The following is a 25,974-nucleotide window of genomic DNA, read 5'->3' as shown; positions in this document are numbered from 1 at the left end:
CTATATGGATTAAAAAGAGGAAATAATAGGTTGAATAAGAGTGGTAGCCCCAAGGGGAATCGAACCCCTGTTACCGGAATGAGAATCCGGCGTCCTAACCCCTAGACGATGGGGCCATAGAATCTTTTTTGACTAATTTTACTAATGTAGTGTCAAGTAATTTGAATTTATATTAATAAAGTAATCTGTGAAAAATTTAATGTTATTATGGAAATTCTTGACAGCAAATAAATACTATCTAAAGAAAATCACTATTAACTAATATTACGGAGGAAGTGTGAAACCAATTCGTCATTTAAAAGATATTGAGAATTTATTAGATATTAGAGAGAAGAAGACCTTATCCGTTGTTATGGCTCAAGACCCGCATACTATTGGTGCAATAGGCAGAGCATTAAATAATGGCTTCATTAATGTGGTTGTTACTGGTCAAAAAGAAAAGATTAAGGAGGTAGCAAAAGAAAAAAATGTAGATATTGTACAAATGAAAATTATTGATGTCCATTCAGAAAAAGAGGGAATTGAAAAGGCAATTCAAATTATTCATGATGGCAAAGCTGATTTTCTTATGAAAGGACTTTGTGGGTCTGCTGCTTATATGAGAGGTATTTTAGATAAAAAGAAAGGATTATTGCCGCCTAAAGGAGTGTTATCACATGTAACTGTTGTAGAGTTGCCAGCTTATCATAAATTGATGATTCTTTCTGATGTTGCTGTTATCCCATATCCAGATCTTTCTCAAAAGATAAAAATGATAGAATATTCCAAGCAAGTAGCTAATGCACTTGGTATTCAGAAACCTAAGGTTGCTATTCTTGCAGCTGTTGAAAAAGTAAATCCAAAGATGCCGTGTACACTTGATGCGGCAATACTCGCAAAAATGCAAGACAGAAAACAATTTAAAGATATTTTTATTGATGGACCTTTAGCGATGGATTTAGCAATCTCAAAAGAAAGTGTAAGGATTAAAGGGGTGAAGAGTGAAGTTGCTGGCGATGCCGATATATTTATTTTCCCAAATATTGAAGCTGGAAATATGGTTTATAAAACTTTAACTTATCTCGCAAAAGGTGAGTTAGCTGCAATTGTTGCAGGAACGAAAGTACCTTGTATTTTGACTTCTCGTGCTGATAGTGATGATTCAAAATACTACTCAATTCTTTTAGGAGCATTAACTTCATAAGTTATGAGAATTATTATTGCTTCTGACCATGCAGGATATAAATTAAAAAAATCTTTAATTGAATTTTTTGATAAAAAATATTCTGTTAAAGATTTTGGAACTGATAGTGAAGAATCTGTAGATTATCCAGATTTTGGTTTTTCCGCTTCAGAAAAGGTTGCACAAGGAAAATTTGATAGAGGTATACTAATTTGTGGAACCGGTATTGGTATGAGTATTGTCGCTAATAAGGTTAAAGGAATAAGAGCTGCGCTTTGCAATTCTGTTGAAATTGCGAAACTTTCCAGACAACATAATGATGCAAATATTCTGGTCTTATCCGGGAAATTTATGAATAAAGATTTAGCCGTAGAAATAGTTAAGACCTGGCTTAATACTGAATTCAATGGTGGAAGACATAAAAGGCGAATTGATAAAATTAAATATTTTGAAATGAAATAATACCACAGAATAGATAAAGAAAAACCATGGATTGTTTTTAGATTAACTGTTTTATAATATTCACACAAAAGTAATCTTTTTTCTTTATTAATTTGCAGTTAATAACTTACGGAGGAAAAATGATAAATTATGATGAGATAAGAAAAGCTGACCCAGAAATTTATCAAGCAATTATGGGTGAATTAAAAAGGCAGTCAGAAAATCTGGAACTTATTGCTTCAGAAAATTATGTAGATTATTCTGTATTGGAAGCAACAGGCTGTATTATGACAAACAAATACGCAGAAGGTTATCCATATAGAAGAAGCAAAAAGACTGGGGAACTGACTTACAGACTGAGTGGAAGATACTATGGTGGATGTGATTTTGTTAATGATGCTGAAAGACTGGCAATTGAAAGAGCAAAAGAATTATTTGGCGCTGAACACGCAAATGTGCAACCACATTCTGGCTCCCAGGCAAATATGGCAGTTTATTTTGCAGTTCTACAACCGGGTGATAAAATTATGGGGATGAGCCTTTCTCATGGTGGTCATCTTACACATGGGCATACGGTTAGCTTTTCAGGTATTTTTTATAATGCTGTTCATTATGAGGTAAACAAAGAGACAGAACAACTTGATTATAACGAATTGATGGAACTTGCAAAAAAGGAAAAACCTAAATTAATAATGTGTGGTGCCTCAGCATATCCAAGAATAATTGATTTCAAAAAGTTTAAAGAGATTGCTGATGAAATCGGTGCTTACCTTGTTGCCGATATTGCTCATATTGCCGGGCTAATTGTTGCAGGTCTTCATCCATCGCCAGTTCCATACGCTGATTTTGTTACAACGACAACCCATAAGACATTACGAGGTCCTCGTGCTGGAATAATTCTTTGTAAGAAAAAATATCAAGATATAATAGATAAAACAGTTATGCCAGGAATCCAAGGTGGTCCTTTAATGCATGTTATTGCTGCAAAGGCTATTGCACTGAAAAAAGCTCAAACTGAGGAATTTAAGGAATATCAAAGACAAATTGTAAAAAATGCTTCTGTTCTTGCGGATGCACTTATTGAAAGAGGATTTAATCTTGTTTCTGGTGGAACTGATAATCATCTGATGCTGATTAACTTAGGCAAAAAAGGTGAAGGACCAAGTGGAAAGAAGATAGAAAAAGCTCTGGATAAAGCTGGAATCACTGCTAATAAAAATACTGTCCCATTTGATACTCGTAGCCCATTTGTTACAAGCGGAATTAGACTTGGAACACCTGCTTTGACAACAAGAGGAATGAAAGAAAATGAAATGATACAAATTGCTGAATTTATTAAACAGGTTTATGATAACTTTGATAATGATGAAAAATTAGCAATGATTAGAGACAAAGTAAGAGAGCTGTGTTCACAGTTCCCAATATATGAAGAGTTGAAATCATAAAAAGGAAATAAGATAATGGATACATTTAGACATGGAGAAACAATTTATGAGTTCCTTGAACAAGAGAAAGATGCTCGTAAGACAATGTACCTCAATGAGATTATTATACAATATAAAAAGTGGAAAATTGAAAATCTAAAAATCATAGGAAATGGAGAAGAAGAGTTAAAGAAAAAGATTAAGTTATACAGCGATTATAGGAGTTTCTTGTTTTCACGGAAATTTAGAGAGGAAAGCACATTTCTGAAAAATAGAAAATTATTTGAAACAGCTTTATCTGAATTTATATACTATATTGTTAAAGATCTGGATATTTTTGAAGACAAGAATAACTACCTTGGACGTGCTGAAATCCCTATGAATTTCAAGTTTGAATGTGAAAATATAAAAAACATCAAAAATGAAAGGATACTAAATATGTTTAATCAAAAGATGAGATTGGTTATTGGTAGAAAATTAGATATTAAATATCGCATTCAGGGTAGAAAAAGCTATTTTTCTGAAACAACAATTTTTCCGTTTATTGTAATACCAACAGCTATGGTCCTTGATGAATGGTATATACATAATATACAAAACCTTGCCAGACGCTTTAAAGCTATCTTCCCACTATCTCTGTTTATAGTAATTTGTGAGGTTGTTAATGGTGATTTGAAAATTGATTTAAATACTTTGCAACTGGATGGAATTTATGTCCTCCAACAACAAACAACAAAAATGAAGCGACAAAGTATCTCTTTTGATGTTCTTTCAGCATTTCTTGAGAAAATTCAAAAATTTCTGTCACAGTATAAAGAAGAATTCTTACTAAAAATTAAAAAAGGAATATTGATTGGGTAATGACCAGAATTTCTTTTTTAAATTTATTTGAGACTACATATAAGTTTTAAAATCACCAAATCATAAAGTATATATAATGTATAGATTGGAGTAGCTATGGATATTAAGGAAATTACTCAAAAGGTAATAGAATATACGGATTTTGTCCAAATAATATTTGATGAGATTGGTAAAGTTATTGTTGGTCAGGAATATATGATTAGAAGGCTTCTTATTGGACTTTTTGCAGATGGTCATGTTCTTTTGGAAGGTGTTCCAGGTCTTGCAAAGACATTAGCAGTGAGCACATTAGCACAAGTTATCAGTGTTGATTTTAGAAGAATTCAATTTACACCTGACCTACTACCGGCAGATTTAACAGGGACACTGATATACAATCAAAAGAATGGAACTTTTACCCCTAAAATGGGTCCTATTTTCTCCAATTTAATCCTTGCTGATGAGATAAATAGAGCACCAGCAAAGGTTCAAAGCGCATTACTTGAAGCTATGCAAGAAAGACAAGTTACAATTGGAGAAAAATCATATAAACTTGAAGAACCATTTCTCGTTTTAGCAACACAGAATCCAATAGAGCAAGAAGGAACATATCCTTTGCCTGAAGCTCAAGTTGACCGTTTTATGCTTAAATTGAAAATTGATTACCCAGACAAGATAGAAGAAAAAGAAATTATCAATCGTATGGCAGACCAGCACGAAATAAAAGTTAATAAGGTTATTAAACCTGAAGATGTGCTTGAAACACGAAAAATTGTTAATGAAATTTATGTGGATGAAAAGATTAAGGAATATGTCCTAAATTTAGTCTTTGCTACACGGAATTCTGGAGAATATGGCATCAAAGAAATTGAGAATTATATTGAATATGGAGCATCTCCAAGAGCATCAATTTACCTGGTTAGAGCTGCAAAAGCAAATGCCTTATTAGACCAAAAAGGGTATGTCTCACCTGAAGATATAAAGGAAATTGGTAAAGATGTTCTTCGTCATAGAATTATTCTCACCTATGAAGCTGAAGCCGAAGATATTACAACAGAAGATATCGTGAATAAGATATTTGACGAGATAGAGATACCTTAAAATATTATGATTTATAAGATATTAAGAAGATATTTGTCAGATAAAAATTACAAATAACAAATTTCAAACTTCTAATTAAATTCCAAATTTCAAATGTCAAATAATAAAAATTTTGATTTATCAAGTGATTACTCTTAGGTCCAAATGGAGAAGAAAAATTGATATTAAACATTAGAAATTTGACATTTTGTTTGTCATTGGAAATTTAGAATTTGAAATTTTCTACAAATGCTTCCAAAAGAGATATTACAACAGGTTCGGAAAATTGAGATTTCAACCAGAAGTCTGGTAAATGAATTTTTTTCTGGTGAATATCATAGTATTTTCAAAGGACAGGGTTTAGAATTCTCAGAAGTGCGTGCTTATCAACCTGGAGATAATGTAAAACTTATTGACTGGAATGTGTCTGCCAGATTTAATTATCCATTTATAAAAAAATTTGAAGAGACTCGTGAATTAACTGTAATGCTTATTATTGATGTTAGTAATTCAGGTATATTTGGTACAAATCTTAAGCAAAAGAGGGAAATTTCAGCTGAAATCGGCGCAATATTAGCTTTTTCAGCTATTAAAAATAATGATAAAGTTGGACTACTGCTATTCTCCAATGAAATAGAAAAATATATTCCACCAAAAAAAGGTAGAAATGCAGTTTTGAGAATTGTTCGTGAAATATTATACCATACACCTAAAAATAAAAAGACTGCAATTAGTAATGCTTTAGAATATTATTACAAAATGTCTAAAAAGACAAGCATTATTTTCCTTATATCTGATTTTTATGCTCAAGATTATTTCAAAACATTACAGATTGTTGCACAAAAACATGATGTTGTTGCTATCAGGATACTTGACCCAAAAGAATATAATATTCCAAAATTAGGCTTGATTAATCTTCAAGATGCAGAAACAGATGAAGAAATCTTCATAAATACAAGTGACCCACAATTTCAAGAAAATTTTCATAAATTAGCACAAGAAAAGCTCAAATTAGTTAATAATGAATTGAAAAAAATGAAAATAGATTTGGTAGATATTGAGACTGATAAACCTTATATTGAGAATCTGATAAAATTTTTTAAAAGACGAGCACGACGAATTAGATGAAACAGTCTCTCTTCTTATTACTTTCCTTGTTGTTATTTTCTAATCTTTTTTGTAGAGATATAAAAACAACTTTAGATACTACACTTACTGATACCTCAAAAATATTTATTGGCGATAGAGTTTTTTTTGATGTTACTATTGAGCATTCCCTAAAAGAGTCAGTAAATTTTCTTACAAAAGTAAAATCAGTAAATTTTGAAATATTATCATATAACAAAAGTATAATTGAAAGAGATAGTGTTTGTATTTCGGATTTCAAATTTAACTCTGTTTTTTTTGATACCGGAAAACAAACTATTCCTGGATTGGAATTTCAAATTGTAGAATATAATAACATCTCAAGTGTATTTTCTGACTCACTTATCATAAATGTGAAATCTACAATCACTGATGATAGTGTTGAATTGAAAGATATAAAACCACCTGTTAGTTTACACCTTAAATTTCTGGATTTGTTTTTGCCGATTGCTGTCATTATTGCTATTGTTATTGTTATATTTCTAATAAATAGGACGAAAAGCAAGAAGCCAATATTTACACCTAAGCGGAAAAAGGTTATTCCTGCTCACATAATCGCATTGAAAAAGCTGAATAGGCTGAAAGCAAAAGAGCTTCTTTTAAAAGGAAAGATAAAAAAATATTATGTTGAAATCTCCTGGATATGTCGTGAGTATCTTGAAAATAGATTTGAGTTTAAAATTTTGGAATTTACAACTACAGAAATTAGACGATGTTTAAAAAAGTGTAGTATTCCTCAAAGTACAGAATTTTGTAATATCTTAGTAAAATGCGACAAGGTAAAATATGCAAAATTTATTCCTCCATTATCTGATGCTGAGAAAATTATAGATGATTTAATATATTTGATTGATAAAACAAAAGTTATAGAAAAAAATGAAAATACAGTTTCTTAATCCTCACTGGTTTTGGCTGTTTGTATTAATTCCAATATTAATAATTTACGAGATATTGATAAAGAGAAAAAAGAGGCCATCTCTACTATATTCTGATATTTCTAATTTGTCCCGACTTGTTAATATTAATAAAATAAAGACAAAGTTTTTGTATTATTTAAGGTATATTTTTAGATTTTTATGTTTTACTCTGCTTGTATTGGCACTTGCAAGACCAGCAGTACCTGAAAAATTTACACGGATTAAAGGCAAAGGTGTTGACATAATATTAGCAATTGATGTTTCAACAAGTATGCGAGCTATAGATTTTCAGCCTAATAATAGACTTTATGTGGCAAAAGAAGAAGCAAAGAATTTCATTTCTATGCGACCTAATGACAGAATTGGATTGGTAATATTTGGTGGAAAAAGTTATACTCAATGCCCACTTACAATTGACCATAACATCTTGATAAAATTCTTGGACCAAATCAAGACCGGTATGGTGGAAGATGGTACAGCCATAGGAATGGGAATTGCAACATCAGTTAATCGTTTGAGGAATTCAAAAGCAAAAAGTAAGGTGATAATTCTACTTACTGATGGGAGGAATAATTCCGGCGAAATTGATCCAACTACAGCAGCAACTCTTGCTAAAGAATTGAAAATTAAAATATATCCAATTGGTGTGGGTAAGGAAGGATATTCGCAAATCCCAATTGACCATCCGATTTATGGAAGACAGTATGTTTCACAAAAATTGGACATCGATATTGAGACCTTGAATAAAATAGCGGAAATAAGTGGCACAAAAAATGCAAATAGAGCGCAAAATAGTGAGCAACTAAAATTGATTATGAAAGAGATTGACAGATTAGAAAAAACAGAAATATCTAAAAAAATTCATTATAGATATTATGCTCTTTTTTATTATTTTCTATATTGTGCTATTGCCTTATTGGTTTTAGAACTGATTTACTCAAAAATTTTGTTTCAAAGTTTGCCATAATTATGCATTTTGGAAATTCAGTCTTTTTTATATTTTTGATCATTATTCCAGTAATAATTCTCTTGATGTATCTTTCTGCTAAGAAAAGAATGAGATTACTTTCACGATTCTTGTCCTCAAAAATGCAAAAAAAATTGTTGTTAAATATTTCACATATATCCAGAAGTTTTAAAGATGTGCTTTTGATAATTGTTTTAGTTTTGTTGATATTTGCAGCGGCAAGACCGCAATGGGGGAGGAAATTGCAAATTTTTGAGGAAAAAGGATTAGATATTATCGTAGCAATAGATGTATCCAAAAGTATGCTTGCAGAAGATTTATCTCCTAATCGTATTCAAAGAGCAAAAAATGCTTTTATTACTTTTCTTCATCAATTGAGTGGTGACAGAGTTGGATTGGTTTTATTCGCAGGAGATAGTTTTATTCAGTGTCCTTTAACATCTGATTATTCTGCTCTTGAGATGTTTGCTTCTGTGATAGATGTTGGAATTATTCCTCATGAAGGTACAGATATTGCTTCAGCAATTGATAAATCTATACCACTTTTTTCAAAAGAAACTCAAAATAAAGTAATTGTTCTAATTACCGATGGAGAGAACCTACAGGGCGATTTCAAATCAAAGATTAAAGAAGCTAAAGACCATAATATAATAATTTATACTATTGGTGTAGGAACTCAAAAAGGCGCACCCATCCCTATTCAGACGGAATCCCACGCTAAAAAAGTTTACTTAAAAAATAAAGATAACAATATTGTGTTATCTAAATTAGATGCATCAAATCTGGAGATGATTGCCCAAAAAACTGGTGGTTTATTCTTCCAAGTATCTGCTGGGGAAGGTGAAATAAAAGAAATATTATCCGATATTAATAAGTTGGAAGAGGAGAAAATTTCCACAAAAAAATTTTCGCAATATAAGGAACAATATCGCTACTTCGTTTTTATTGCTTTGATACTTTTGATGATTGAGTTTTTTGTTCTGGAAAGAAAAAAAAGTTGAGGAAAAGTATGAAAAAAAGATTAATTTTGATTCTTCTCTTTTGTATAATTGCTAATCAATTACTTGCTCTAAATTATGGTAAAGTGATAAAAAATAATAAAGCGAACCGTAAATATAATGAAGAAGAAGTTGAAATGGCTAAAAAATTGCATAAAGAGAATAGTATTGAATATCCAGATGATACAAATATTCATTTCAACCTGGGCAATGCGTATTATAAAGATAAGGAATATGATAAAGCCATTACTGAATATAAAAATAGTATGACAGATGAAAAAATTGATAAATCAAATGTATATTACAATATTGGTAACGCATATTTCCAAAAACATGCTTATGTTAAGGCATTAGAAAATTACAAAAATTCTCTTTTAGATAATCCTGATAATGCAGATGCAAAATATAACTATGAACTAACAAAGCGATTTCTTCAGAAACAACAGCAACAGCAGAATCAGAATAAGAAACAAAAATCTGATAAGAGTAAGAAAGAACAACATCAGAAACAAAAGCAAAAGTCGGAACAGCAAAAAGACCAGTCTCAAGAGAAGCAGCCACAACAGCAGAAAAGAGAAGATAAAAAACAACAGGAACAACAGCAAAAGGCGTCAGAAGAAAAATTAAAGCAGGCAGAAAGAATACTTGATGCTATGCAACGAGTGGAAAAAGAGAACCAAAAGAAAAAAGTGAAACAATTGTTAAAGAAAACTAAAATCAAACCTGTTGAAAAAAATTGGTAATATGAAACATACATGTCAATTCCGACTTGTCGGAACTCAAAGGAGAGTGAAAATTTATGCGCTGTCAGGGATTCATCCTTCGTCCCGATTTATCGGGACTACGAAGAACGGACCATTCCCTGACATTTCATACCAGCCGGGCAGATCCTTTGGAAAAGATATTTAGTGGTTGGTTTTAAGTTCGTCATGGAGTGGTCCATGACGACTCCTCGGATTGGGGAGGGCTTGGGAATGAGAGGTTAAAAAAGAAATAGAAATTATCTCTGTGTTCTCTGTGTCCCCGCCTGCCAAAGCCTTGTGCGGCGGGCAGGTCTGCGGTGAGGTATTTTCAGATGAAAAAGGTATTATTTATTGTTATTTTTGTTTTTATTTTCTCATCTGCATTTGCAAAAAGCGATGAAATAACCGTTTCCTCGTATGTAGATAAGACTGAATTAAGTATAGATGATAACTTAATTTTGACGATAGAAATTGAATCTGAAAAGGATATTAAGACCGAACCAACCATTCCGCAATTAACGCAATTTGAGGTGGTTAGCCAATCTTCCTCAAGTTCTACTTCAATTGAATTTATAAATGGTAAGTATAGTAAAAGTCTCTCAAAAAAATTTATTTATACTTTAAGACCATTAAAGACTGGTGAATTTACCATACCTCCAATCCTTATAAAATATAAAAATAAAGAATATCATACAAAAACTATAAAGGTTAAAATTAAACCTTCAAAATTTGATATTGAACAAAAGGTAACCTCACCAAAAGGGACAGGGAGAGAGATATTTTTAGAAGCTGTATGTAGCAAAAAAGTTGCTTATATTGGCGAATCTATAATTGTTACTTATAAATTGTATAGCAGAAAAAATCTTGTTGGGATAAATGCAGAACAATTCCCTGAATTTTCAGGATTCATAAAAGAGGAAACATATCAAGCACAATCTATTTCGTATCATCTTGAAGTAAAAAATGGTTTACAATATTATTGCTACAAAATTAGTGAGTTTACATTGTTTCCAACTCATTCAGAAAAATTTCATATTAAACCTATGGAATTGATTTGTGCATACAAAGTTCAGCCCAAAAGTTTTTTTGACTTCGGCACAACAAAAAGGGTTAATGTAAGGTCTAATAAACTTATTATAGACTCAAAGGGCTTTCCGATACGAAACCAGCCTCCAGACTTTTCTGGAGCTGTTGGAGAATTTCATATTAATTCAAATCTTAACACTACACAAGTCAAAGCTGGTGAATCTATTACTTTGACAGTTACAATTTCAGGAAAAGGAAATATAAAGATGTTTGAACCTTCTTCTTTCCCAAAAATAAACAATATTGATACTTTTCCACCTGAAATTTCTGACATACTAACTGATTCCCACAAAACTCAGGGGAAAAAAATTATAAAATATATACTTATTCCGATTGAACCCGGTGATTACAAAATTCCAGAATTGAAATTTTCTTACTTTGAACCAGAGCAAAAACAGTATAAGAGAATATCAACTGATATGCTGAAATTCAATGTGCAAGCGGGTAATAAAATAGTTGGTAAGGAATATTATAGAACTCCTGAAGGGATTGATATTCAAGGATTAGATATTTGTTTTATTAGAACAGAAAATAGTATAAAGGATTTTCCCTTTGTTTTTCAACATTTTGTTTATTGGTTACCAGTATTTATGTCTTTGTTAAGTATTTTATTTGCGTATATATACCATTTAGAAAGAAAAAAGAGATTTCAAGATAGAGCGTATCTTATGAGAAGAATGGCAAACAGAATTCTACAAAAAGATATGGTAAAAGTTAAAAAGAGTATATCAGAGCAAAAAGTAGACAAATTTTTTGTGTTAGCTGAAAATGCTTTAAAAAATTATATCGCTAATAAATTTAATATTTCATCAGGAAGTGCAAAGATAAAAGACATTGTTGAGGTTCTCCATAATAAAGGTGTGGATAAAGGGCTTATCAATGATGTTAAAAATTTTTTAGTTATGACAGACCAAGCTCGTTTTGGTGGAAGTAAATATAATGAAGAAAAAATCAGAGAGGAATTAACTAATCTGGATGATATAATTCACAGAATTAGCAAAATGAAGTTTAGGAGAAATAAGTGAAAAAGGTAATTTTGTTAATTATTTTATTTTTTATTAATTTGCAACTACTTGCCGGATATGACATTTCAAAAGCTAACAACGCATATCAAAATCAGGAATATGAAAAAGCAAGAGATTCTTATGAAGAATTGGTGAAAAAAGGGATAAAGAATTTTAATCTGTTCTATAATTTAGGTAATACTTATTTTAAGCTTGAAAATTATGGTTTTGCAAGATTATTTTATGAAAAAGCATTGAAATTTAGACCTTTAGACAAGGACCTTATTTTTAATTTAGAATTATTAAAATCAAGACTTAAAGATAAGGAAGAAACTAAAGAAACTTTTTTGTCGCATATTTTAAAAAAAATGTATTACTTTCTTTCAATAAATATGCTTGCAATCTTTGTATTGATATGTTTCATTTTAATAATGTTTACGATTGTACTTGTAATTTTAGCTAATAAATCGTCAACAAAAAGAGTTATAAAAGTTTTTATGGTCATTCTTTCAATCCTTTTTATGATATTTTTAATATTTACTGTTGCAAGATTGCATGAATTTCATAACAAAGATTTCGCAGTAATCATTGATGAAACAGTTTTTGCATATAGTGGACCCAGTAAAGACTTTCAACAGGTTTTTACTATACATGAGGGATTAAAAATTAAGATTGAGAGATTTGATAAAAATTGGGTTCTAATAAAACTACAATCTGGAAACGGTGGATGGATTGAGAAAGATAGAATAAAAATTATATGAAATTTTGTGTCTAATTATAAATAGACATAGAATCTAAATATTAATGTAAAGTCCTATGCTTATATTAGCAATCAGTCTGGTAATATTTATAATCTATGCCATTTTTGAATACAGGCGTCATCAAAAATATAGAGGAAGAATTCCTCTGGTGATTCATGTAAATGGCACTCGTGGAAAATCAAGTGTTACAAGGTTGATAGCAGCAGGTTTACGAGCAGGAGACATAAAAACAATTGCAAAAACTACTGGTTCTGCGCCACGAATAATTTTAGAGAATGGAAATGAAATTCCTATTGTCAGATACTTTGGTGCAAATATTAGGGAACAATTAAAGATATTCAGATTTGCTTCTAAAAGAAATATAAATGCATTGGTTCTTGAATGTATGGCAATTAATCCTGAATATCAATGGATAACTGAACAGAAGATGACCAAATCCGATATTGGGGTGATTACCAATATAAGACCTGATCATCTTGATGTGATGGGACCAGGCATAAAAAATGTTGCAAAATCAATATGTAATACATTACCTAAAAATGGAAAGGCTTTTACATCCGAGCAGAAGCTATTTCCTTTTATGAAACAGATTTCCGATAAGCAAGACATTAACATACAACTTATGAAAAGCAATAGTATAACAGATGATGAAATGAAAGGATTTTCTTATATTGAACATAAGGAGAATGTAGCTTTGTCTTTGAAGGTTTGTGAAAGTTGTGGCGTAAAAAAAGAGATTGCTCTGAATGGTATGAAAAAAGTCAATCCAGATATTGGAGCTACAAAATTATTTTTGTTAAAGGATAAAACCAAGGAAATCTATTTTGCTCATTCTTTTGCTGCCAACGATCCTGAATCAACGAAGTTTGTTATGAATTACATAAAAAATATGGATATAGATATTGAATATACTGGAATTATATTAAATACTCGCGCTGACCGAATGTTCCGTTCAAAACAGTTGATTAAGATGCTTAGTGAAATTGAATTTGATATGCTTTATTTGATTGGCGAGGAAACTTCAAGAATAAAATCCTATGCTTTAAAGCACAAAATTTATTCAGACAAAATTTGTAATCCTGGCTGGATTGAGGGAGAAAATCTTATCAAACAAGTATTAAAGGTTAGATCAAGAAAAATATTATTAATTGGGATTGGAAATATTGGCGGAAATGGCAGAATTATAGTAAAATATTTCAGTGAAAAGGGAGATTTATATGTTTGAAGTCTCGGTTGGTTTTGGGGTAATTATCAGCCTTTTCTTTTTAGAAACTTTTGGGGTTGCCGCTGGCGGAATAGTTGTATGCGGTTATATTGCAATGTATCTTCATCAGCCGTGGACTATCTTTGCAACTTTACTGATCAGTTTTATTGTTTATGGAGTTGTTAAATTGCTTGGTTCATTTATGTTTATTTATGGAAGAAGGCGGATGGTGATCTCTGTTCTCCTGGGTTTTATATTTGGATGGGTAGCACGTTCATATGGATTGTTTTTTACATTACCGAGTAATTATACGATTCAGGTTATTGGTTATATCATTCCAGGATTAATTGCAAATTCAATGGACAGACAGGGAATTGTCCCTACTCTAACTGTGATGGGTATTGCTGCAGTAATAGTAAGATTTATATTAATAATTGTTTTTGGCGGGAAAATGATTAGCTAAGTTGAAACACAAAGAGCACAAAGACCACTAAGTGTTTAACATAATATTTAGAAAATTTCTGTATTAACTCGTGGCTGAATAGTGTCTGTCCGTAAAGTCCTTTTTGGGTATTTGTAATGCAAATGTCTTCATTTGCGATAAATTGTACTAAATTAAAATGATATTTAGAGCAATTGAGATCCCGATATCATCGGGACTCTACAATTTACGAGCAGATACCAAATAATTCATAGGAGTAAGATGTTTATTCCAAGTGCAAAATCAAAACTAAGTTTAATAATTCTTTTGCTCATAGCAATAATTCTATTCATTTGGTCTTTCAAAAGTCGTGTATTTATTAAAGAAAAGTATTTTGAGGAAAAGCTTGCTTCTGCAAAATTAATGAAAGAATCTGAAGAAATAATCCGCAAATATCGGTTGAATCAGAATATATTTATTGATGAGCAGAATGACCCAAATAAGACAGCTTTAATTGGAGAGAAAGAAACTGAGATAACAACGGATAGGGGAAGTTTACTGGCAAAGCTAACAACACTAAATCCAAATTTTGCTGCTGTAATAGTTGATTATTTTAAAAAGGCAAAATTGAAAAAGGGCGATTTGGTTGCAGTCAGTTGCACAGGCTCTATGCCTGCTTTAAACATTGCAGTGATGAGTGCTGCCAAAGTATTGGATTTAGATTTAGTTATTATAAACTCAGTGGGAGCTTCTATGTTTGGCACAACTGACCCGGATTTTACATGGTTAGATATTGAGTCATTACTTTATAATAAAGGTATTTTCCAATATAAAAGTATAGCAGCTTCTCTTGGTGGAGGAAGAGATTTAGGAAGAGGATTAAGCAAAGTCGGCAGAGATTTGATAATAAAAGCAATTAAAAGAAATAATATTCAATTTATAAAAGAAAATAGCCTTGAAAAAAATATTGAAGAAAAAATGTCACTATTTTCAAATTATTCAAATAATGAGATTAAATTATATGTAAACATCGGTGGTGGATTGTCAAGTCTTGGTGATGCAATAAATGGCAAACTTTTATCACCTGGTCTGCATAGGCATGTTTCTACAAAAAATATTCCTGTAAAGGGAACAATGTTTCTTTTTGCTGAAAAAGGAGTTCCCATTCTCCATTTACTTGATATTCCTAAAATCGCTGAAATATATGACTTACCAATTGCACCAGTTCCTTTACCTAAACCCGGAATTGGAAAAGTTTTTGTGGAAGAACATTACAATATCACTATTACCGCAATTTCACTTGCTATTATGGTAATATTAATCTTAATTGTAATCTTTTTTGACCACAAACAGCAAAAATTTACAGAAAAGGAAATTAATATTTCAAACAAGGATTAGTCCATGAAAAATAAATTTATAGTTATATTGATTTTTGCTATCCTAATGTTTAATATTGTTCTTGCAAAAAATAATGCTTCAAAAATTAATTATGTAAAGACTGCAGACGAATTTTTAATCTTCAATTCAAAAGTAAGAAAAATTATAAAATACTTTCTTATACTTCCAGAAGAAGAAATAAAGATAAGAACTTCAAATATAGATAGTTTACGAATATATTCAAGGCTAATTTTAGAAGAAGATTACAAACTGAGTTATAAGTATCTATTCATTATCAATAGCGAAGAAAAGAAGGTTGAAAAATCTGCCAGAGTTAGTGATGTATCCAGAGGATTAGAAGGTGAAAAAATCTCAACCTTTAATAAATATGTATTCAAATCTGATAAAGATATCAATAATATTGTTATAAAAAATATTTCAAATCAACAATTACTTATTAAGATTCGTGATAACACAATAAGAACAAAAAATATTGAAAATGAGTATATTGCTATAAGTCCACAGAATAGTTATGATGTAAGAGTTTTGCTTATTAATGAAAAAGAATATACATATTATATTCCAAAATCAAGTGAGATAAGATTACTCCTTGAAGGTCCTGTTTTGTTAAAAATTATTAGTCGTTTAGTTTTTGATAATCCAATTGTGAAGAAATATAATTATCGGTTTGAATTGTATGACAATGGAAAATTGTTAACTATTTTTCAGGAAGAAGCCCATAAATCTGCTAAAGCAGTTTTTGCAGATTATAAAGATAAGATACCTTCAAGTGGAGATGTGAATATTATTAAGTTTTCTAAAGGAATGCATCATATTATTATTAAGGATTGTGACGCAAATCGTGAGTTGATTTTCAGATTTTATATAAACAAATCAGCAGTGGGAGTGATACAAGAATGAAAAATGTAATTCCTTCCTTCTCCGTTCCCAACGAGGGCGTTGGGAACGAGACGCACGGGTGGAGTGACAGAAGAATGATAAAGAGAGTTCTTTTCTTATTTTTTTTTATTGCAATATCTGAACCTTCCTTTGCAGAGTTCAACAATATTTCTCTGCTCAACAAAATTGAAATAGAAAATTATTACGACAGCAACATAATAAAACTTTCGTCAAAAAGCATTGACGATTTCAAACATTCCGTAAATCCTGCCAAATTCCATATTAACTCTGTGGATGATATTGTTACATCTGTTAGACACGAATTGGGAATTAAACACAGATTAATTACAGGACATACACAAATTGATAGGATAATTTTTAAGTATAACAAATTCTGGAATAACAGCATAAAAAATTATCACTATTTTGGTGCAGAGCTAAAACAATATTTCAGCCGAAATTTTAATATTTTACTCAAATACCTTTATTTTCCACATATTTATATAAACCATTATAATAGCCTACTTGACGATGAAAATATTTATAGAAAATTTTCATATTCAAAGAATATTTATCGTTCTGGTTTGAATTTAAAATTGATATATTTAATTCATTTTGGGTATCAGTTTGAATATTCACAGAATTATTATAACAAATATTTTGGTGAATACGATTCAGATGATTTTAAGAACTTACTTGCAGTTACAATTTTTCCTTATGAGAATCTTAGATTAAAGTTTAGATACTCTTACAAACAATCGCTTGCACAGGCAGATAAAGCTTTTGATGATATTACAGGCATGAATGAAATAAGAGACCCATCTTATGAATCTGATATTTATTATGGTGCAATCACTATTCCAATAAAAAGTCTTGATTTTGCAAAAGATTTAAGATTATTTATATCACTTGAATTTGAGAATAGATTTTTTCAATCTAAATACTTACCTTCTACAGATCCGTATCATTCTGGCAGAAAAGATAACATATTCAAGTTTGAAGGCAGTCTTATTTATCCCTTCTTTTTTATTTTTGATATAAAAGTTTTTTACAATTTTGAAACAAGAAATGTTTCTGCACCTGCTGGAAATTTTGTGTCAGACGAAAAGGAATATTCTGTAAAGAAAGTCGGGTTTGGAATTAAAATTAATTTTGATTAGGAAATCCTTGACAGAAAATAGATTAGCTTTTTTAGTAATAAGAAAAATAGTAATTCTTAACAAAATTTATGAGATGATACTGTTAAATAGGAGATTAATAATATGGGAAGAAAACAGGATGTAATAATAGAGATATTTAAAATATGCAAGCTGAAAAGCAACTTTGTTTTTGATAATGGACTAGTAAAACAGGTATGTAAAAAATATGGATTTGGTAATCCCTTTGATGTAACAAAACTTGATGATACTTCAAAATTTCCACGGATTTTATTAGATGAAGATTATTTTATTTTACATTTAGGAAAGGGGAGGCATAAATTTATAAAGGGTATAAAAAATGGATTTCATCTCTTTGAAGCAATCAGCAAGGATAATATCTTTGATTGGAAATATCGCAAAAGTTTATTAAATGAGTTTGATAAAAGTGAATCAAATATATTATCAGTAGCTAGTAATCAGAGAATAATACATGATTTTCTTTACGAAGATATAGTAGCCAATCCGAAGGTCTATAACGCTAGGCGGACAAAGATAGGTTTATCCTATTGTGTAGGTAATGAAGAAATTATGGCACAGAGTCTTCAGATGGAAATAGATTTAACAATGGAACTTGGAGGAGTGATAACAATTTTTGAAGGGAAAAATGGATTCCCTGACAATTTTGCGGTTTATCAGTTATTTCATCCTTTCAAATATTATTCTATATTAAAGAAAGAAAAGAAATTGGATATAAAACAAATTACTTGTTGCTATGTACTGAGAAAAAAGGAAAAGGGGAGTTCAATATTTAGACTTTATAACTATAGTTTTGCAGATGAAAACAATATTGGCTCAATAAAATTTTTGAGAAATGCTCAGTATAATCTTATCAAAAGGTACTTGTAATGGCTAATGAAAATTCTAAAACGATAAAAAACTACTTAGATAGAGTATTCTTAGGTGACATAATGGATCTTTTGAAAGATTTACCAGATAAAAGCATTGATATGGTTTATGGTGATCCTGATTATAATGTTGGTATAAAGTATGGTGACAAGTCTTATACAAAAAGTTTTGATGAGTATATTGAATGGTATATTGAGTTGGCAAAAGAATCTCTGAGAGTATTAAAAGATACAGGGAATATGTTTTTAATAAATTATCCTAAACAGAACGCTTATTTAAGGGTAAAATATTTGGATAAAGCGTGCTATGAGGTCTCCGATTATGTCTGGGCATACAATACTAATGTTGGACACACCCCAAAGCGTTTTACAACAGCCCATAGAAGTATACTTCATTGTCGTAAAACAAAAAACAGTAAATTTTACAAAGAGAATGTAGCAGTTCCTTATAAAAATCCTACAGATAAGCGAATCTTGAAGAATTTAGCAAACGGTTCTAAAGGGAGAATGCCATACGACTGGTTCTATTTTGATTTAGTTAAAAATGTCAGTAAAGAGAAAACCTTTCATGTTTGCCAGATTCCACAAAGGCTTTCTGAAATGTTAATCAAATCTTGCACAATGCACAATGATATTGTTTTAGTACTTTTTGGTGGAAGTGGTTCTGAAATTGAAATATGCAAGAATCTTCATAGACAATACATTTCTGCTGAAATCGATGAAAAATATTATAAACTAATTCTTGATAGAATAAATAAAGGTGGTATTGAAGAGAAGTATAGATTAAAGACGAAAGAATATGAAGTTAAAAATGTCCATGCCCAACCCACTTTTCTTGAAAAACAAGCAAAATATCGCACAAACAAAAAAAACTTATAAGTGAAAAATAACTTATAAATTTTTAATATATTTCTAAAAAAATTACACCTAATGAAAGATAAAAAATCCTATACCACTTTATCCCTATTCTCTGGTGGATTAGATAGTATTTTAGCCGCAAAAATTGTTCAACAGCAAGGCATCAAAGTTATCCCGATTTGTTTTGAATCACCTTTTTTTGATTGTAAAAAAGCAGAGAAATCCGCAGAAATGCTGGGGCTGAAATTGCAAATCAGAGAGTTGGAAGAGGAATATCTAAATATCATTAAAAGCCCAAAATATAGTTATGGGAAAAACTTAAATCCTTGCATAGATTGTCACGCATATATGTTTAATAAATTAGGAGATATGCTAAAAGAATATAATGCAGATTTTATGATTTCAGGTGAAGTATTGGGGCAAAGACCAAAGTCTCAATCTATTGCAGGTTTAAATTCTGTTGATAAACTTTGTGAATATAAAGATTTGATAATTAGACCTCTTTCGCAAAAGCTTCTTCAAGATACAAAACCTATTAGGGAAGGCTGGATTAACAAAGAAGAATTATACGATATTCAAGGCAAAAGTAGAAAAATACAGATTGAACTGGCAAAAGAATTTAAGATTACTAATTACCCATCTCCTGCTGGAGGATGTCTTCTGACTGATGAGGGTTATTGCAAACGTTTACAGGATTTAATAAGTTATGATATGTTTTCCTTGAAATATATAAAATTTCTAAATGTAGGCAGACATTTTCGTATTTCTGAAAACACAAAATTGATTTTAGGACGCAAAAAAAGTGATAATGAAAAACTAAACAATTTAATTACAGATGATTTATTAACCTTAAAAGCTGAAAGATTTCCAGGACCTCTTGGGGTGATAAATTGTAAACAAGAGTTGAACATTGACGAAATTAAATTATCTGCACAAATTCTCTTAAGGTATATAACAAAAATTAGAGACAGAAGTAATGTAAAAATAAGTATAGGCAAAACATATTATAAGATAATTGAAGCAAAGAAGTTGGCAGAGGGTTTAGAGAAGAAATATTTGATATTGTAGAGCAAGTGTCCTCACTTGCGTCTTAATTTGGTACAAATGATTTACATTTTGTAAAAGCAAAATTAGAGCGACAAGAAGTAAAAAACTTTCAACCCTTAGGACAATCTTTCAAAGTAGCATAACAAAAATATTATACAAATGATTTAATTTTGTAATGTCCCGATTCACCCTTCGTCCGATGAAATTGGGTAGCCTGAACGGATCAGGCGGTTGCACATCTTATAAAAAAGTGGAATTGGAAAACCCATTACATTAAAATAGCAACCTTCAATCTTATTTATAAACTGGCTTCCAAATCCTTGAATTCCATAAGCCCCTGCTTTATCCATAGGTTCATTTGTATTTAAATATTCTTCTATATCAGATTCTGAGATTTTGTTGAAATATACTTTAGTCCTTTCAATATTTGATATCTTTTGCCTTCTTGTGCATATTGAAATACCACTTAATACAATATGACAATTCCCGGAAAGGTTTTGTAAAAATTTTTTAGCTGCTTTGCGATTTTTCGGTTTTCCTAATATTTTATTATCAATCAATACAATAGTATCAACTCCGATTACAAAAGAATTTGGATGTGTTTTAAAAACTTTGTCTGCTTTTCTCATTGAATAATAAGTAACAAAGTCTTCTGGAGACATTCTATTTTCTACTTCCTCAATATCCGAAGATATTTGACAAAATTTAAGACCAATTTGATGGAGAAGAAATGCTCTTCTTGGAGATTTTGAAGCCAGAATAATATCCTCGTTTTTTAATAGATTGTGAAGCATTTGTCCCTAAATTTACCGATTTACCAATTTACCCCGTTAGATAATTTATAAAAAAATTTATAACTCTTTTTTATATCCACCAATTGCCCGTTCTCCGTAGTACTATGAAGGATGAAGCTGATAGTATAATATTTATATAAAAACATAAATATCTAACGGGGTGAACTAATTCAACCAATTTAACTAGTTTAACCAGTTCAACCAATTAACTTGTCTATAATTTCCTTTAGCGTATCTTCTATTTCTTCAAAATTGCAAATTATCCTTTCTTCCGTTTTTCTAATTTTGAACTCAACTTTTTTATATTTAAAATTTTTCTGACCAACAATTATCTGGATTGGTATTCCAATCAAATCTGCTTCTTTGAATTTGATACCAGGGCTTACATCTCTGTCATCAAAAAGAATCTCAATATTAATATTTTGGATTTTTTGATAAAGGGTATCGCAAAATTTTGTTATCTTTTTATCTTCAGTGGTAAGATTTATCAATTCCACTTGATACGGAGCGATTGAAATAGGCCAGATGATGCCATCCTTGTCATAGTTTTGTTCAATTGCAGCAGCCATTGTGCGAGTAGTTCCTATTCCGTAACAACCCATTTGATAGGGGACAGCATCTCCATTTTCCGCTGTATAAGTGGCATTCATTGCTTTACTGTATTTATCTCCGAGTTGGAATATTTGTCCCACTTCAATGCCACGAAAGGATGTCATAGGTTTACCACATTTAGGACAGGGATCACCCTTTTTTGCAAGGATAAAATCAGAGTATTCGCTTATTTTTGTATCCCTTTCAAGGTTTACATTTTTGTAATGATAATCCTTTTCATCTGCTCCTGTAATCATATTTTTCATATTTCTTAGATTATTATCAGCATAAATTTGAATATTTTTTTGACCTACAGGACCAACAAATCCTGAAGTAGAATTTGTATATTTTGCAATTTCTTCTTCTGTGGCAAAATCCAACTTGTTTGATTGTAGAAAATTAGCGACCTTTACATCATTTATTTCTCTATCACCTCGTATTAGAATAGCGACAAACTTATCATTAGATTTATATATAATTGTTTTAATAAGCTGTTTTTTATCAATCTTAAGAAATTTACTGACTTCATCTGCTGATTTCTTATTTGGAGTGTGAACTTTTTCAAGATTTTTAATTTCTTCGTTTGGATTATCTTTCAAAGGAGCGATCTTGCAATTTTCTTTTGTTGCAGCGTACCCACATTTGCAATGTAAAACTTCAGATTCACCAGTTTCAGCCAGAACCATAAATTCATGAGAAAGCGACCCTCCAATTGGGCCAACATCAGCTTCAACAGCAACAGTTTTTAAACCACATCTTTCAAAAATTTGTGTATAGGCTTTGTGCATTTCATCATAAGTTTTCAGCAAGCATTCTTTATCCTTATGAAAACTATACGCATCCTTCATAATGAATTCACGAGCACGCATTATACCAAAACGAGGGCGGATTTCGTCACGAAATTTTGTCTGAATTTGATATAAATTTATAGGTAATTCTTTATAAGATTTTATTTCGTTTTTTGCGAGAATAGTAATTACTTCCTCATGCGTGGGTCCAAGAGCGAATTCTCGGTTGTGTCTATCTTTCATTCGCATTAATTCTGGTCCATAAACATTCCATCTACCAGATTGTTCCCAAATCTCTTTTGGATGCAAAACTGGCATAAGTATCTCTTCACACCCAATTTTATCAAGTTCTTCTCGCACAATTCTTTCAATCTTATGTATAACTTTCTGTGATAATGGCAGATAAGAATATATTCCAGAACCTAATTTGCGAAGCATTCCACTGCGAATCATCAATCTATGGCTGGGAATTTCAGCCTCTGCAGGATTCTCTTTAAGAGTAGGAATGAATGCTTTGGAAAATCGCATTAATACCTCCAATTTAATATTATTAAGCATAAATCATCTTAATTAAAATTGGTGTCAAGAAATGCGATACTCATAGCCCGACATGTGGAAGAATTACGAAAATAAATCTGTTAAACAGTTAAAAATTCAAAATTAAAAAAGTTTCCAGGGATGATAAGGATGAAAATGGTAAATTAGTAAGTTCAGGCTTATACTTTTATCAACTTAAAATTTAAGATGAAATAATTGATACAAAGAAATGTATATTTTTAAAATAGTAATTTGAGTAATAGGAATTTAACCATAACAAATATATCACATAAAATTAAAAATAATATTTCTTGACTATAAAATATAAATATTTAAGAAATAATTAAAAGAAAAAGGGAGGCTTATGATGAAAAAGAAAATATTATTCTTTTTTATTGTAATTATATTAATAGGGTCAAAATTCTCTTTTGCGGAGACAAATATTGCTATTAAAGATACCATTTTCCCTCCACCAATCAATTTTATGGCTTGGGGTAGTCTTTATCATAATAATCTATCTTGGAATGAACCTTCTCAATCTACTTATACACTAATTGGATATAATCTTTATCGAAGTGATATTGGTAGATATTTCTTCTTTGATAATACTCAAAACCCATATCACGATTATATGGTATATGTATGTGTTGAATATACATATTGGGTAACAGCAGTATATTCTGAAGGTGAATCAGAACCATCAGATACTTGTACAGCAACACCCTATGGTTTTGGTCCTGAACCTGAATTTTTTTATGTTGATTGGCATTTAACAGGCTGGACAACATATCCTGTGAGTCCTAATAATTGGGAATGGGATTCTGATTACGAAGCAGCAAAATTAAACTGGTCACCCTCAGTACCCAATTATGATATGTCTTTGATATCTCCACAATTTGTTTTACCTCAAGATTCAACTCATATATTTGATTTAACAATAAGTATGTATATAAATGATTATAGTGTAGATTCAAGCGAAGTGATGGAAATATGGATAATTCATGATGGACAGGAGACAATGATATTTGAGTGGGATTTGGATGAAAACGATGACTGGGGTTCTTCAGGTGGAACTGATTGGGTATACACAAATATGGATCAATTTGCAGGAGAGACAATTCAATTGAAGTTCCGTTCACATGGTGAAGATACATTCAATTTTAATTACTGGTATATTTATATGGTATGGTTTCATTATTTAATATATCCTGATTATGGAACATTGCAAGGAACAGTTACAGATAATTCTGGTAATCCTCTTGAAAATGTTTCTGTGCATGCTGAAGACAATATAGCAGGAGTTCCATATTACAATGTTTTAACAAATGAAAATGGTGAATATTCAATTGATTCTATGATGACAGGAATATATGATATTACTTTTGAATTAGAACACTATAATGTTATGGTTGAAGAAGATGTTGAAACCCTTCCTAATCAAACTACGATACTAAATATGATAATGACTGCTCCAGAACTTATATTTACTCCGACCTGCTTTGAATTCCAGCTTTGCAATATTGGAGATATAGCAATTGACACATTAAACATTTCCAATACTGGTACGGGACCTGTTGATTTCACGATAGATATAAATTATGTCATAAAGGAACGACCGAGCATTTTGTGTGTAGATAGAGATGGAAGTTCATCAGCAGCTGGTTATACAGATGTTTGGCCTTACTTCGAGGCAGCTCTTGATGTAGTAGGCTATGCATACACCTATTATGAAATAACAGACTTAACTCAGGATGGACCTGATTTGGCAACAATGCAACAATATGAAGTAATTATTTGGTTCAGCGGTGAATCATGGGGTTACTATGGTCACGACTGTATGACAGATAATGATGAGATAAATCTTGGTGTCTATCTTGAAGGTGGTGGCGCATTATTCCTTTCTGCTCATGACTATCTACGGGCTTCCTATCCATCAGCAGGAGATTTCTCTGAAGGACAATTCCCATACGATTATCTTGGCATGAGAAGTGTTGTTCAAGATAATTGGTTGATTTCCCAAGCTGCTATAGGTTCAGTAGAAGGTGTAGATGGTTCTCTTGCAGAGGGATATAATTTTTTTGTACAAGACATCTTATATATAAACCAGTTTACTGATAATGTGGGAGAAGATTTGTTCAATATTACAAATCCAGTTCCTCAGGGTATCTGTGCTAACCAGTTTGATTCAGGTATATTCAAAACAGTATTTACTACAGCTTCCTTTGCAGCAATTACTGATCCTATTGTTCAAGCAGAATTGATTGCCGATATTATTATTTATCTTACACCTGGAATGTCTTATTGGTTGACAGTAGAGCCAATGTCTGGAACATTTAATCATATCACTACTACTCCACTATTAGTAACTGTAGATACTGATGGATTAGAATTGGGTAACTATTATGCTGATATTATTGTAAATACGGATAATCCTGATATAGGACAAAGTGTTATCCCTATTCATCTTGAATTGAGTGTAGGAGTTGATGAAATTCAAATACTATCTACCAAATTAAACCAAAACTATCCCAACCCTTTCAATTCTTCAACAACAATCTCTTTTTCTCTTAGCCATAAAAACATAGATGATACTGAGATAAAGATCTATAATACCAAAGGTCAGCTTGTAAAGACATTAATACCAATGACAAATGGCAAATCCGCCAGCTGGCGGATGACTACAATTGAATGGGATGGGAAAGATGAAAATGGTAAATTAGTAAGTTCAGGCTTATACTTTTATCAACTTAAAATTGAAGATGAAATAATTGATACAAAGAAATGTCTGCTTATGAAATAGTTTTCTTTTTTGCTCCAGACTTTGTATCTTCGTGGCTAAATTTC

General features: G+C 30.9%; 23 protein-coding genes and 1 tRNA gene. 21 read left to right on the top strand and 3 right to left on the bottom strand.

The window, feature by feature from the left end; translation table 11 throughout:
- Nucleotides 1-41 precede the first annotated feature (41 nt).
- A tRNA-Glu gene (locus U9R23_01135) sits at nucleotides 42-116 on the bottom strand.
- 161 nt (nucleotides 117-277) lie between these two features.
- On the opposite strand from U9R23_01135, the gene U9R23_01130 reads away from it, so the two are divergent.
- The 20 genes from U9R23_01130 to U9R23_01035 all read left to right on the top strand — a co-directional run bounded on the left by U9R23_01130 (nucleotide 278) and on the right by U9R23_01035 (nucleotide 20,441).
- Nucleotides 278-1,183, top strand: a complete 906-nt coding sequence (locus U9R23_01130) for a bifunctional enoyl-CoA hydratase/phosphate acetyltransferase (protein ID MEA3475041.1) — start codon at nucleotides 278-280, stop codon at nucleotides 1,181-1,183.
- Nucleotides 1,184-1,186: 3 nt separating this feature from the next.
- The gene (gene rpiB / locus U9R23_01125; protein ID MEA3475040.1) at nucleotides 1,187-1,624 is read left to right on the top strand and encodes a ribose 5-phosphate isomerase B; all 438 of its coding nucleotides are present in this window, start codon (nucleotides 1,187-1,189) and stop codon (nucleotides 1,622-1,624) included.
- A 119-nt stretch (nucleotides 1,625-1,743) separates the two neighbouring features.
- Entirely contained in the window at nucleotides 1,744-3,048 is a 1,305-nt protein-coding gene (gene glyA, locus U9R23_01120) for a serine hydroxymethyltransferase (GenBank protein MEA3475039.1), read from the top strand.
- A 15-nt stretch (nucleotides 3,049-3,063) separates the two neighbouring features.
- On the top strand, nucleotides 3,064-3,888 hold the full coding sequence (locus U9R23_01115; GenBank protein ID MEA3475038.1) for a Bpu10I family restriction endonuclease: 825 nt from the start codon (nucleotides 3,064-3,066) through the stop codon (nucleotides 3,886-3,888).
- Between the two features lie 96 nt (nucleotides 3,889-3,984).
- Entirely contained in the window at nucleotides 3,985-4,968 is a 984-nt protein-coding gene (locus tag U9R23_01110; GenBank protein ID MEA3475037.1) for an AAA family ATPase, read from the top strand.
- A gap of 228 nt (nucleotides 4,969-5,196) precedes the next feature.
- Entirely contained in the window at nucleotides 5,197-6,075 is an 879-nt protein-coding gene (locus U9R23_01105) for a DUF58 domain-containing protein (GenBank protein MEA3475036.1), read from the top strand.
- Nucleotides 6,072-6,989 (top strand): hypothetical protein, encoded by a 918-nt coding sequence (locus tag U9R23_01100; protein MEA3475035.1) that lies wholly within the window; start codon nucleotides 6,072-6,074, stop codon nucleotides 6,987-6,989. Before U9R23_01105 ends, U9R23_01100 begins: the two co-directional genes overlap by 4 nt.
- On the top strand, nucleotides 6,970-7,977 hold the full coding sequence (locus U9R23_01095) for a VWA domain-containing protein (protein MEA3475034.1): 1,008 nt from the start codon (nucleotides 6,970-6,972) through the stop codon (nucleotides 7,975-7,977). The genes U9R23_01100 and U9R23_01095 overlap by 20 nt, the downstream gene beginning before the upstream one ends.
- A gap of 122 nt (nucleotides 7,978-8,099) precedes the next feature.
- Nucleotides 8,100-8,978 carry a VWA domain-containing protein gene (locus tag U9R23_01090; GenBank protein ID MEA3475033.1) on the top strand — a complete coding sequence of 293 codons (879 nt, stop codon included), beginning with the start codon at nucleotides 8,100-8,102 and terminating at the stop codon, nucleotides 8,976-8,978.
- Between the two features lie 8 nt (nucleotides 8,979-8,986).
- A complete protein-coding gene (locus U9R23_01085) occupies nucleotides 8,987-9,718 on the top strand; it encodes a tetratricopeptide repeat protein (GenBank protein MEA3475032.1) in 732 nt (243 codons plus the stop codon).
- Nucleotides 9,719-10,050: 332 nt separating this feature from the next.
- Nucleotides 10,051-11,829, top strand: a complete 1,779-nt coding sequence (locus U9R23_01080; protein MEA3475031.1) for a BatD family protein — start codon at nucleotides 10,051-10,053, stop codon at nucleotides 11,827-11,829.
- Nucleotides 11,826-12,569, top strand: a complete 744-nt coding sequence (locus tag U9R23_01075) for a tetratricopeptide repeat protein (GenBank protein MEA3475030.1) — start codon at nucleotides 11,826-11,828, stop codon at nucleotides 12,567-12,569. Before U9R23_01080 ends, U9R23_01075 begins: the two co-directional genes overlap by 4 nt.
- A 55-nt stretch (nucleotides 12,570-12,624) precedes the next feature.
- Nucleotides 12,625-13,794: a poly-gamma-glutamate synthase PgsB gene (pgsB, locus tag U9R23_01070; GenBank protein MEA3475029.1), complete on the top strand. Its 1,170-nt coding sequence runs from the start codon at nucleotides 12,625-12,627 to the stop codon at nucleotides 13,792-13,794.
- A complete protein-coding gene (gene pgsC / locus U9R23_01065; GenBank protein MEA3475028.1) occupies nucleotides 13,787-14,236 on the top strand; it encodes a poly-gamma-glutamate biosynthesis protein PgsC in 450 nt (149 codons plus the stop codon). The genes pgsB and pgsC overlap by 8 nt, the downstream gene beginning before the upstream one ends.
- A 240-nt stretch (nucleotides 14,237-14,476) precedes the next feature.
- Nucleotides 14,477-15,592 carry a poly-gamma-glutamate system protein gene (pgsW, locus tag U9R23_01060; protein MEA3475027.1) on the top strand — a complete coding sequence of 372 codons (1,116 nt, stop codon included), beginning with the start codon at nucleotides 14,477-14,479 and terminating at the stop codon, nucleotides 15,590-15,592.
- A gap of 3 nt (nucleotides 15,593-15,595) precedes the next feature.
- Nucleotides 15,596-16,492, top strand: a complete 897-nt coding sequence (locus U9R23_01055) for a hypothetical protein (GenBank protein ID MEA3475026.1) — start codon at nucleotides 15,596-15,598, stop codon at nucleotides 16,490-16,492.
- Between the two features lie 74 nt (nucleotides 16,493-16,566).
- Entirely contained in the window at nucleotides 16,567-17,631 is a 1,065-nt protein-coding gene (locus tag U9R23_01050) for a hypothetical protein (GenBank protein MEA3475025.1), read from the top strand.
- A 102-nt stretch (nucleotides 17,632-17,733) separates the two neighbouring features.
- Nucleotides 17,734-18,516 carry a hypothetical protein gene (locus U9R23_01045; GenBank protein MEA3475024.1) on the top strand — a complete coding sequence of 261 codons (783 nt, stop codon included), beginning with the start codon at nucleotides 17,734-17,736 and terminating at the stop codon, nucleotides 18,514-18,516.
- Nucleotides 18,516-19,394 carry a site-specific DNA-methyltransferase gene (locus U9R23_01040; GenBank protein ID MEA3475023.1) on the top strand — a complete coding sequence of 293 codons (879 nt, stop codon included), beginning with the start codon at nucleotides 18,516-18,518 and terminating at the stop codon, nucleotides 19,392-19,394. Before U9R23_01045 ends, U9R23_01040 begins: the two co-directional genes overlap by 1 nt.
- Nucleotides 19,395-19,445: 51 nt before the next feature.
- A complete protein-coding gene (locus U9R23_01035; GenBank protein MEA3475022.1) occupies nucleotides 19,446-20,441 on the top strand; it encodes a DUF814 domain-containing protein in 996 nt (331 codons plus the stop codon).
- 164 nt (nucleotides 20,442-20,605) lie between these two features.
- Here U9R23_01035 and U9R23_01030 read toward each other — a convergent pair whose 3' ends face one another.
- Nucleotides 20,606-21,214 carry a nucleoside triphosphate pyrophosphatase gene (locus U9R23_01030; GenBank protein ID MEA3475021.1) on the bottom strand — a complete coding sequence of 203 codons (609 nt, stop codon included), beginning with the start codon at nucleotides 21,212-21,214 and terminating at the stop codon, nucleotides 20,606-20,608.
- A gap of 197 nt (nucleotides 21,215-21,411) precedes the next feature.
- Nucleotides 21,412-23,121: a proline--tRNA ligase gene (locus U9R23_01025; protein ID MEA3475020.1), complete on the bottom strand. Its 1,710-nt coding sequence runs from the start codon at nucleotides 23,119-23,121 to the stop codon at nucleotides 21,412-21,414.
- A 376-nt stretch (nucleotides 23,122-23,497) separates the two neighbouring features.
- Between U9R23_01025 and U9R23_01020 the strand changes: the two genes are divergently transcribed.
- Complete coding sequence (locus U9R23_01020; GenBank protein ID MEA3475019.1) at nucleotides 23,498-25,930, top strand: carboxypeptidase regulatory-like domain-containing protein; 2,433 nt, start codon at nucleotides 23,498-23,500, stop codon at nucleotides 25,928-25,930.
- The last annotated feature ends 44 nt before the right edge of the window (nucleotides 25,931-25,974 follow it).

The sequence above is a fragment of the Candidatus Cloacimonadota bacterium genome, assembly GCA_034722995.1.
GTDB lineage: Bacteria > Cloacimonadota > Cloacimonadia > JGIOTU-2 > JGIOTU-2 > JAGMCF01.
The sequence above is the reverse complement of the archived record's forward strand: the minus strand, read 5'-3'. Positions and strand labels throughout refer to the sequence as shown.